Here is a 9,707-nt window from a genome sequence, read left to right on the forward strand (position 1 = left end):
CCAGTCCCGAATCTACCAGTATCTTCATGTGATGAGAAAGAGTCGGCTGTGTAATATCGAACTTTTCAAGAAGCTTGCATCCGCACTTCTCCTGATCAGAAAGCATCTTAACTATTTCCATTCTGTTGGGATCTCCAAGAGCCTTACATATCAGCACTTCGTCTAATTTGGCCATAATCTTCTCCTTATATAGATGTTTATCTATGTGTTGACAATAGCACATACATAGATATTCGTCAATGTATTATTTCAAAAAGGAGACAGAGCTTTTAAAACTCTGTCTCCTACGGGGCAATTTATCTTCTGAGATATTTTACTATGCACTACGCCGGTTTCTTCGTCAGATACAGCACATAAGTATCCCGGAACTCGACTTTATCTCCGCCCGCAAGCACCACACTCCGAAGTCCTTCGAAAAACTTCGTTTTATAGGGCTCGGGGATCAAAATGTGATCGCTGTGCGTGCCGCAATACATCACATATTCATCTGCAGAAAAAATGCGTTTTCCGTAAAAATCATGCCGCGTCAGATCCACATAGCCGTAGTCAGTCGCATGAAGATAGTCAAAAGGTTCCTTCATGTTTTTGTATTCCGTCACCGGTTTATAATACTCGTCGTAAACCTTCTGGATACAATACACTGATTGCCTTCTGATAAGCGCCATCCTCTTCGTTTGGATTGCCTTTGCCTCTGACGGCTAAATAATTAGCCTTAGGTATATTTACTATTCCTGGTGTATTCTTAGGCATGTAGTATTCTCTGTATTCCTTCTTAAAGTCAAATGCCATGGTGTTATCTCCCATAAAAACTTGAATTTGTCACTCTTCTCTGTATCGATACCCATCCGGAATTCGAATATACGCACGAATATGTTCGTCGATAGAACGTTCGATAATACCGGATATATTATTCACATTTCCTTCTGCGGCAAGGATCGTACGATTCCGATTCTCAAGGACGATCCCTATATGGTCGTGCTCTTTGTTCTCGAATACCCTGTCATAGAGTACGATGTCACCCGTTTCCGGAACACAGCCTTCAGGTCCTTTATGGTATTCAATCCGCCGATCGCCTACGGCAAACTCCTCCCAGCCAAGGCATGCTGCCAGATGACAGGTTTTACATTCATCAGGTCTGTACGGGATCCCGAATCCCGCTGCCGTGCAGCAATAATAGACAAACGCCGCACACCATAACCCGTCAGCTTCCTTGAGATTCCATGCCGGAAACAATCGCACAATCGGCGCAAGATTGGACGCCATCCCATCAACATCTCCGTGAAACGGAACCTGTGCCATATTCCTTGCCAGCCTGGCCAGTTTTTCTCTTGTTGCGTTTTCCATATACGCCTCACCAAATCCCGATTTGCGCCTTAGCACGATATTTTCAAAGATTATGCTCTTTTCATTACCATCCTCTGTCCGTCCTTACACAAACCCAGCTGCAAAATGTACTCATAAAACTCCTGCGGATAAATGTCCCTGTACTTGGCATAATCCTCTGATGTTTTGCCCCAGTCAAAGGGCCTTCCTTTATCAATATCCTGAATTATCATCAGCCTTCTCCAGCATCATCACATCATAACAGAGATAATCTCCATTCTCTGTTTCAATCCTGTTATACTCGATCTCTTTATATTTCTTACATCTTCCAGATTATTCTGGTCAGCCAAAAGTATTTTCACTTTTCCCTCCTTAGTACCCCATTGCTGTACGTACTTCGCTCATCTTTTCTTCTCCCACAAGAATGCTTAAGAGAGAAAATGCAACTCCCGGAGCAGTCTGTGGACAATATGATGTTATGATATTATCTGTCTGAACGATAGGCTCATTTATTACCTCAACACCATATTCACCTAGTTGTTTCTGCCTGTTTCCACCATTTAAGTGATATATTGTTGCTTTCTTTCCTGTCAGGATTCCACTATGAGCAAGTGCCAGAGCTGCAACGCAGACAGACGCTATAGGTTTATGCTGGCTGTTAACCCCTCTTATTAATTCAGATACTTCTTCGGAAAAAGCTTCATCATAAAATCCATATTCTTCAAATCCGCCCGGAATAGCCAACGCATCATAATCTTCTATTTTCACTTCATTTAAAAGTGTATCTACTGTAACCGGAACTCCAAATGTACTCACAGCAGTTTTGCTCAGGCCACATGTGATTACGTTTACATCACAATCAAAATCATTTCTTGCCCATCCCATAACATCAACAAAAACACTGGCTTCCATAGTTTCAAAGCCTTTTGCAAGGAATAAAAGAATATTCAAATACCGCATCCTCCTCGATTGACAGTCCTTTAAGCCATGGCTTATGTAAATATATATTATCGTACAACCAAAGCCAGACCTGATCCGCACACAGAAAAAGGTCTGTTTTTCACTGCTTTTGCATTATGCACATTAATACTTTAGAACGTAATATAAAAAGTTATAAATCCAATCCAGCTTTATGCGCCTGGATATGCTGTAGCTTTCTTGGGATGTTATAAAGCTTCCTATCCTTAATCAGTTTTGCTCCTGTCTGGTGATAATAAAATGAGATTCCGTTCTCTTTACACTGTAACCATACCTTCTCTACCCATTTATAATCGCAGACCCTTGCATTTGCTCCAGACTCGCCACCTACGGAAACCTCCTCGATGAGCGGTCGTCCATCGGAAGTCCTGTATTTTTCGATATATGAACTTAGATCCACCTCTTCGGTAAACATAACAATTTAGGCACCCTTTACTCGCTCTGGTGCATCCATGCCACAGATTCCAGTTTAGAGCGAGCGGAGTCCGTGGATCATTGTACTTTTCCTCAAAAAATGATAATTGCTCCATTATGAAAGCCTTCCAGTTAAATATGAATCCCTCTCCACTATCCCAAAGTCACAGCCCAAATGCAAAGATTGCAACAATGTAGAATCCAACGATACTTGCCGTAGCAAGCAGATCCAAAACACCTAGGATACGGACGGTTTTATCCCCTCCCGCAAGCTTGCGGCCAGCAAAAAAGAATACAAATCCTAAAAATCCAAGAAATGTAGTTATGTTAATTACTGTCCTGATCACCGCGGAATCAAAGTGTGATACCATCAGAAAAATTGCTATTACTGCAGAAACTGCCGGTATTACACCGGCTATAATTGCTATTGTCTTTTTCATCGTAACTATTCCTTCTTTCACTCCGCAGGCCAAACATCTCCTATTTTGTTAAAAATTCAAATATCCCCATTGTTATCGCTTCTGTCATAAGCGGTACCATCCCAAACAGATATCCTGTCATAGGCTTAACCCTGTAATACTGCAGATAGAAAAACAGACTAAGTACTGCTGCTATCGCAGTTATTACGAGAAGGATAACAACCTTATCTATCGTAACTGTCTCCCAGGCAAAAGCCCGGTTTATAGATGCCACTTCAAGCATCGACCATCCTACTATTAAAAATAGTTCAGACGTCACCTGCCTGTGAAGAAAAACTCTGGTTCCATAGAGCAGAATCAAATATGTAACTATGCCAGCGGCTATAATAATGAGCCCTGAAATGAATCCTTTTTCTGGTGGTGTTTTAACAATCCCCATCATATTCACAGCAAGCCCCGACAAACCAACAATTGCTGTAGCAAGAAGTAGTATCCCATCAATCCCGTGCGTATGACTATCTCCATGTGATGGGCGAAATGCAACTCCCCACCATATCAGATAAAACACGCAGCATATAATCAAAAGAGCTTGTCCCAACTTAATCTGAACCATATGAATCCCTCACCAATATCTATTGCGTCTTTCTTCCTCTTCTATAAGTGCTTCTAGATATAGCTGCTGGAGTTCAGCCTTGCTCAAACTGTAAACATACTTCCTCAGTTCCTCATAGTGACGCTGTTCTTCTTCCTCTTCCTCTTTTTCCCATTCCTCGACCTGTTTCAGGAAATCTTCAGCAGCCTTGGGCTCCGCAGTGAAATAGAGAGCTATCATGTGTTTACAGATAACTCTCCTTCCCTCGGCAAAGGGACAGGTACATGAAGATTTCCTCGGATGCTCCTTGTCTATGTGAACATGATAAAGCTGCTCACCCTGAACAGTACCGTCATATGTAAACGGCCCCGTCTTCTCTACAGATTTAGTTTTCTTTGCGTTGTAATATTCCATACCGCGCCATACTGAATTACCACTGGCAAGTTCAATCAGCCCCATATATTCTCCCCTTACAGATTTTTATAGAATGCCACAGCCTCAGCTACTTCATCTTCCGTAGGATGTCCTTTCTGAATGCCCCCAACAAGCTTGAATGGTCCATATGTATCAAAGCCCTTACATTGGAATCTGCCCAACTCCTTACTCTGCTTATCGTCTGCAACAGATGCAATACTGTTGAAGTTACTCTTCATTGGATTTCCCGCTGTTGCCAGGAAAAATACTTCTTTTTGCGGTGGAAGGTTAACCTTAGCAAAAGTCAGCACCTGCTCAGCAAATTTCCCGTAGTATACTCCTGAAGCAAAGCCAATCCTGTCATATCCATTCAGATCTGCTTCCCTTTTCTCTGTTGCATCGATAAATTCCACCTCAGGATCTACTGCCTTTATGGCATCAAGAAGCTTCTTGGTATTTCCATGATGCTTGGAATAATAGATGATACATGTTTTCAAACTCTTCTTCTCCTTTTTATCTGTCTGATAACTTAACCCTATCCCCCAATTATACAGAAAAAGGATTCTGATTGCCTACATTTAACAATCAGAATCCTTATATTTTCCAATTCTCATCCTGCCATCGCCACCATATCAGAGTAGCATAAAAAAGATAAGCTGCATATTTTGGCGGAGAGACTCCGTCTATTTGTGATGCCTTAAAAACAAAAATTGAGGATGAAGTGCTTTGTTCTTCATCCTCAGTTTGCTACAATTTTTGTTTTTGTCACCTTAACTTAATGACATTGATCATTTTGACAGCCCTTTGCTTTGATTATTTTCCGCGAAGTTCCATGAGGTTTGGTCCTTTTCCTGCAAGCATGTCTGTCACACGTTTACCGATAAGGGTCGTATAGATAGGGTGAGTAAGGATATAGAACTGATCCTCTTCTATAGCATTAAATACTCTCATTCCCACAGAATCTATAGGCATACCTGTTACAATAACCTGCTCTGCTATTTTCTGACCCATAGCGAATTCCTTGCTTGTGTAGTAAGGATCAGATGCATCCTTGTACTGCTCAGGGCGGTGTCTTTCAGCATGGTGAAGGTCTGTCTGAACAAATCCCGGACAATATATGCTAATGGAAATATCTGCGCCTTTTGCCTGAAGGTCATAGCTAACACTTTCAGAAAGTGCAACTGCAGCATGCTTTGTAGCGTGATAAGCGGGCATTCCATTTGAAGTGATAAGTCCTGCTACTGAGCATGTGTTCACGATATTGCAGTGTGTACCCTGCTTCATCATGATTGGAATAACCTTGTGCATGAAGTAAACATGGCTAAGGAAGTTAGCGTGTGTGATCCACTCCCAGTCTCGAACCGGTGTGTCCCAGATATCACCAGGAACCACAACACCTGCGTTATTCATAAGAAGGTCAATCGCGCCGAATTTTTCAATAACTTCATCAACCGCTCTCTCACAGTCTTCTACCTTTGTTACATCTGCCTGGATAGTGAAGATTTCTGCAGCTCCAAGCTCTTTTGCTTCCTTGGCAGCTACTTCTACTTCGTCCTTTTCGATATCAAGAGCAGCGATGCGCATGCCTCTCCTTGATGCTTCTTTTAAAAATTCTTTACCAAAACCATTTGCTGCACCGGTTATCAGTGCAACTTTATTCTTGAATTCTTTCATCTGAAAACCTCCCCTTTACAGTGTTGATGCTCTGCCAAGTGCATCTGTTGTAGCTTCCGCAATTCTTCCGGGGAAGTTTGCATCGCCGAGTACTATTACATTATCAAAGTTCTCTTCAAACTGTGCTGATACATCATTTGAGCGTACTCCAAGTGCAAGAACTACTGTACCAGCAGGAATTTTTGTCATCTGTCTTGTTACTGTATTCATTACAACAACTGATTCTTCATCTGCAGACATGAACTGCTGTCTTGTCATGACATTTACACCAAGTTTTCCGAATCTGATGGTGAAATCAGCGATCACAGAGCGGTAAAGACCTCTTCCGATGTCTTTTGTCATCTCTACAAGAGTAACTTTATTTCCGCCTCTTGTTGCAATGGTCTCAGCAGTTTCCATACCTGTTACACCGCCGCCAATTACTACAACGTCACCCTTTACTTCCTTTTTGCCCATCAGATATTCTTCAGCAGTGATAACATTGGCTCCATCAACTCCGGGAAGCCCTGGAACGATAGGTGTTCCACCTGTCGCAACAAAAACAGCTGTGGGATCAAGTGCCTTTACAGCATCTACAGTGCCTTCTGTATTAAGTCTGACTTCGATGTTGTTTTTCTTGATTCTGCAAACAAGAGAATCAAGATAAGCCTGAAGCTTTTCCTTCATGATAGGCTTTGTTGCAATATTAAGCTGTCCGCCAAGAGAGTCTGCCTTTTCAAAAATTACAGGCTCAAAACCTCTCTCCTTAAGTGTGAGTGCTGAAACCATTCCAGCAGGGCCTCCACCTATGATAGCAACCTTTCTGCCATTGCCAGTCTTTTCTACGCAGCTATAGTCAACTTCTCTTCCGCACTTGGGGTTAACGGCACATTTGATATGTCCTCCGTCTGAAAGTGCAGTGAAGCAGTATAGACATCCGATACACTTGTTGATCTCATCGCCTCTGCCTTCCTTAGCCTTGTTTGCCCATTCGGGATCAGCAAGATGAGCACGGCCAAGAGCAATATAATCACAAACGCCCTCCTCAAGAAGTGCTTCTGCAACTTCAGGATCCTTGATGTTATTTGTTGCAATTACCGGAATCTTTACATTTTTCTTGATAGCGGATGCGAGATGTTTCTTCCATCCCTGAGGATATGAAGAAGGCTCGATAATTGTTGTAGCAGATTCATAGATACCGCTTGAAACGTTGATACAGTCGATGCCGAAGCTCTCAAGTGTTCTTGCAATCTTGATTGTATCCTCAAGCTTTAATCCGCCTTCTACAAATTCATCAGCTGAAATTCTCACTGAAATAAGGAATCTGGGACCACACATGTATCTTATACCTGTGATTATCTCCTCAAGAATTCTTATTCTGTTGTCAAAAGATCCGCCATATCTGTCCGTTCTCTTATTTGTATATGGAGAAAGGAATTCATTTAAAAGGTAGCCATGAGCTGCGTGAAGCTCGATTCCGTCCATGCCGGCCTTCTGGCAGATGACAGCACCCTTGATAAAATTCTTTACAAGTGCTGAACACTCTTCTGTTGTCATCTCCCTTGGCATTTCCTTAGTAACCTTACACATAACAGGTGAAGGAGCAACAATCTGTCTGCCGCCTATAATGGATGATTTATTTTCCCTTCCTGGATGCTGAAGCTGAACAAGGATTTTTGTTCCATATTTGTGTACACGCTCAGCAAGCCTCTCGAGATGAGGAACATGTCTGGAATCTGTAGCTCCCAGCTGATTAGGTGTACCAATACCTTCTACCTCATCTACTCTTGTGATTTCAGTGATAATGAGACCCACACCGCCTTTTGCACGGTCTTCGTAGTATCTGATAATGTGCTCGTTAGCTTCTCCTGTTGGATCTGCCAGCGAAACTCCCATCGCAGGCATTACTGTGCGGTTCTTGATTCGCACGCCCCCTATACGCCCACTTTTAAACAATTTTTCGTAAGCCATAAGTACCTCCTTTAAACATATAAATGCTACTTATTGTGCATAGACTACAACAATGTTTCGATTTAGAGTTGCATCCATGAACATCAATGAATACAATAATTTTACTGGGCTATAAAATAATGGTCTAGATTTTGCCTGCATAAACAGATGAGCATATATTGTGCTTGATGCACAACACAAATGGAGATGGATCTTATGAACTTTGAAGGAATAGCTGAAATAATGAAGAAAAGCTGCAACTGCAGCATAAACGTAGGGAATTCAAATCCGGAACTTACGCACTTTTCATTTTTATCTGATGGCATGCCATTAGATGATCCTTCGTGCCTCTATATTGGAAAAGTGGATACTGATACTATCAGAGAAACTGAAAAATCCCCCTGTATTCTCACAACAACAAAAGGACTTCCTGAAAATATCTCATTTATATATACAACAGATAAAGAGATGATGAACTGTATGAACGCTCTTACTTCTGCATTTTTCAGAGCCACTGACCACGAGAGCAGATTCAGGCACCTGAAAGAGCTGTCCAAGGAAAATATCTCCATAACGGAGCTCATAAACAAATCTGCCCTTTTCCTGGACAGATCCATTGTTCTTGCAGACTTAGGATTTAAAGTTCTTGCGCACTCCACTTCCGTATCCATCACTGACCCTTTGTGGCAGCGATATATAGAGAAAGGATCCTGCACTTTTGAGTTTATTAATGCGATGAACGAGCTTATGCCCGCCCAGAGTCTTCCCAAGACTTCTGCCTGCTTTCAGGTCACATGCGCCAGCTCTACAGAAGAGAAACTGGCTTCACAGCTTTTCATAGAAAACAGGCCGGTAGCATATCTTGTTTTGCTCGATAACAACCGTGGTCTTACATCATTTCACAAGACATATCTGCCAAAGATAAGTGAATTTTTGTCAGCTTTTATCAATATACATAATACATATCCTGATCTGTCAAAGGACGATACGGATATGTATATTAAGCTTCTTGATGGAAGTGAGGAAGATTTAAAGAGTACTGAGAAAATGCTGCCCAAACTACCTGAGCATACGTTTTGTGTGGTATTAAAGCCAATCCATCACTCAAGACATGAGCTCTTTTTTATCAAAAGAACTCTTGACTCCATGATACCCGGGAACACAATATTCATCTTCAGAGAACTTGTTGTTGTTATCTCTTCATATAGCGGCATAATAGGTGACATAGAAAATAACGATGAACTTCTAAAAAATGTATCGGATGTAGGAATAAGCCCGGAGTTTAATTCGGCTTCTCTTTTCCCTCAGAGTTTCCAATATGCTCAGGAGGCATATCGTATAGGGAAACAAATTGGAAATCCGTCTAAAGTACACAGATATGAAGACTACAGATTTTACCATCTTCTTAACCATGTATCGGATATAAGCCTTTTGCAGTCCTATATACATCCCGCTCTATATAAGCTTCACCGTTATGACCTTGAGCACGACTCAGATCTTGTTGAAACCTTAAAGGTCTTTCTGAGCCTGTCCTGCTCCATAAAGGATACTGCAGATGCACTATTCCTACATAGAAACACCATGAATTACAGGATGACCAAGATTACAGAAATTACAGACATTGATCTAAACGACGCAGCAACTGTGTTCAGGCTTCAATGCTCATATCAGATCAATGGGATTCTACACTTATTATGATAGTAACTTTTATGATATGAACTACCACCACCGACTCTGCGTCGGAAGAGGTTTCTGTTATGCCGCAGAGCGGCATGAACCTTTGGGATGCTTAGTGCATCCCAAAGAACAGGGCATGTCCACTATGCCTCTATCCCATTGGGTTACCTTTGGGAATACTTTTCTTAAGATATTTGCAGCTCCGTTTATGTCTGCATTTGTTATTGTCCCATCGTAGTGCCTGTAGAGTCCACGCTTTATCCTTTTTCCCGAAAAAACATAGTCAG

At 41.8% G+C, this 9,707-nt stretch carries 12 protein-coding genes and 3 pseudogenes; 1 reads left to right on the forward strand and 14 read right to left on the reverse strand.

Features of this window, described 5'->3' with window-relative positions; genetic code table 11:
- From G630_RS22525 to G630_RS0117190, 13 genes and pseudogenes are all read right to left on the reverse strand, one after another.
- Positions 1–223 (reverse strand): metalloregulator ArsR/SmtB family transcription factor (locus tag G630_RS22525; RefSeq protein ID WP_330363827.1); only part of this gene is annotated, 223 nt, incomplete at its 3' end.
- Between the two features lie 100 nt (positions 224–323).
- The gene (locus G630_RS0117130; RefSeq protein WP_196805817.1) at positions 324–641 is read right to left on the reverse strand and encodes a hypothetical protein; all 318 of its coding nucleotides are present in this window, start codon (positions 639–641) and stop codon (positions 324–326) included.
- Positions 631–789: pseudogene (locus G630_RS23910) on the reverse strand (GyrI-like domain-containing protein); the annotation flags it as partial. The gene G630_RS0117130 and the pseudogene G630_RS23910, both read right to left, overlap by 11 nt.
- A gap of 30 nt (positions 790–819) precedes the next feature.
- Positions 820–1,344, reverse strand: a complete 525-nt coding sequence (locus tag G630_RS22530) for a CHAP domain-containing protein (protein ID WP_026499295.1) — start codon at positions 1,342–1,344, stop codon at positions 820–822.
- Between the two features lie 65 nt (positions 1,345–1,409).
- Positions 1,410–1,556: pseudogene (locus G630_RS24420) on the reverse strand (class I SAM-dependent methyltransferase); the annotation flags it as partial.
- Between the two features lie 139 nt (positions 1,557–1,695).
- Entirely contained in the window at positions 1,696–2,283 is a 588-nt protein-coding gene (locus tag G630_RS0117155) for a DJ-1/PfpI family protein (protein ID WP_044959723.1), read from the reverse strand.
- Positions 2,284–2,434: 151 nt separating this feature from the next.
- Positions 2,435–2,716 (reverse strand): DUF5131 family protein, encoded by a 282-nt coding sequence (locus tag G630_RS0117160; protein ID WP_026499297.1) that lies wholly within the window; start codon positions 2,714–2,716, stop codon positions 2,435–2,437.
- 163 nt (positions 2,717–2,879) lie between these two features.
- Positions 2,880–3,155 carry a hypothetical protein gene (locus tag G630_RS0117165; protein WP_139176497.1) on the reverse strand — a complete coding sequence of 92 codons (276 nt, stop codon included), beginning with the start codon at positions 3,153–3,155 and terminating at the stop codon, positions 2,880–2,882.
- Positions 3,156–3,195: 40 nt separating this feature from the next.
- Positions 3,196–3,747 (reverse strand): hypothetical protein, encoded by a 552-nt coding sequence (locus tag G630_RS0117170; RefSeq protein ID WP_026499299.1) that lies wholly within the window; start codon positions 3,745–3,747, stop codon positions 3,196–3,198.
- A gap of 9 nt (positions 3,748–3,756) precedes the next feature.
- On the reverse strand, positions 3,757–4,185 hold the full coding sequence (locus tag G630_RS0117175) for an SWIM zinc finger family protein (RefSeq protein WP_026499300.1): 429 nt from the start codon (positions 4,183–4,185) through the stop codon (positions 3,757–3,759).
- An 11-nt stretch (positions 4,186–4,196) separates the two neighbouring features.
- The gene (locus G630_RS0117180; protein WP_026499301.1) at positions 4,197–4,637 is read right to left on the reverse strand and encodes a flavodoxin family protein; all 441 of its coding nucleotides are present in this window, start codon (positions 4,635–4,637) and stop codon (positions 4,197–4,199) included.
- A gap of 316 nt (positions 4,638–4,953) precedes the next feature.
- Positions 4,954–5,814: an SDR family NAD(P)-dependent oxidoreductase gene (locus G630_RS0117185; protein ID WP_026499302.1), complete on the reverse strand. Its 861-nt coding sequence runs from the start codon at positions 5,812–5,814 to the stop codon at positions 4,954–4,956.
- Positions 5,815–5,829: 15 nt separating this feature from the next.
- Positions 5,830–7,764 carry an oxidoreductase gene (locus tag G630_RS0117190; RefSeq protein ID WP_026499303.1) on the reverse strand — a complete coding sequence of 645 codons (1,935 nt, stop codon included), beginning with the start codon at positions 7,762–7,764 and terminating at the stop codon, positions 5,830–5,832.
- Between the two features lie 195 nt (positions 7,765–7,959).
- On the opposite strand from G630_RS0117190, the gene G630_RS0117195 reads away from it, so the two are divergent.
- A complete protein-coding gene (locus G630_RS0117195; RefSeq protein WP_026499304.1) occupies positions 7,960–9,441 on the forward strand; it encodes a PucR family transcriptional regulator in 1,482 nt (493 codons plus the stop codon).
- A gap of 57 nt (positions 9,442–9,498) precedes the next feature.
- Here the strand turns inward: G630_RS0117195 and G630_RS25260 are convergent.
- Positions 9,499–9,707, reverse strand: a pseudogene (locus tag G630_RS25260) (RNA-guided endonuclease InsQ/TnpB family protein); the annotation flags it as partial.

This window comes from Butyrivibrio sp. WCD2001 (assembly GCF_000424485.1).
Classification (GTDB): domain Bacteria; phylum Bacillota; class Clostridia; order Lachnospirales; family Lachnospiraceae; genus Butyrivibrio.

Excerpts from the sequence above, each read along its gene's own strand:
- G630_RS0117190 (WP_026499303.1), bottom strand. The coding sequence starts at position 7,764 with ATGGCTTACGAAAAATTGTTTAAAAGTGGGCGTATAGGGGGCGTGCGA.
- G630_RS22530 (WP_026499295.1), bottom strand. The coding sequence starts at position 1,344 with ATGGAAAACGCAACAAGAGAAAAACTGGCCAGGCTGGCAAGGAATATG.
- G630_RS0117165 (WP_139176497.1), bottom strand. The coding sequence starts at position 3,155 with ATGAAAAAGACAATAGCAATTATAGCCGGTGTAATACCGGCAGTTTCT.
- G630_RS0117160 (WP_026499297.1), bottom strand. The coding sequence starts at position 2,716 with ATGTTTACCGAAGAGGTGGATCTAAGTTCATATATCGAAAAATACAGG.
- G630_RS0117170 (WP_026499299.1), bottom strand. The coding sequence starts at position 3,747 with ATGGTTCAGATTAAGTTGGGACAAGCTCTTTTGATTATATGCTGCGTG.
- G630_RS0117185 (WP_026499302.1), bottom strand. The coding sequence starts at position 5,814 with ATGAAAGAATTCAAGAATAAAGTTGCACTGATAACCGGTGCAGCAAAT.
- G630_RS0117155 (WP_044959723.1), bottom strand. The coding sequence starts at position 2,283 with ATGCGGTATTTGAATATTCTTTTATTCCTTGCAAAAGGCTTTGAAACT.
- G630_RS0117175 (WP_026499300.1), bottom strand. The coding sequence starts at position 4,185 with ATGGGGCTGATTGAACTTGCCAGTGGTAATTCAGTATGGCGCGGTATG.
- G630_RS0117195 (WP_026499304.1), top strand. The coding sequence starts at position 7,960 with ATGAACTTTGAAGGAATAGCTGAAATAATGAAGAAAAGCTGCAACTGC.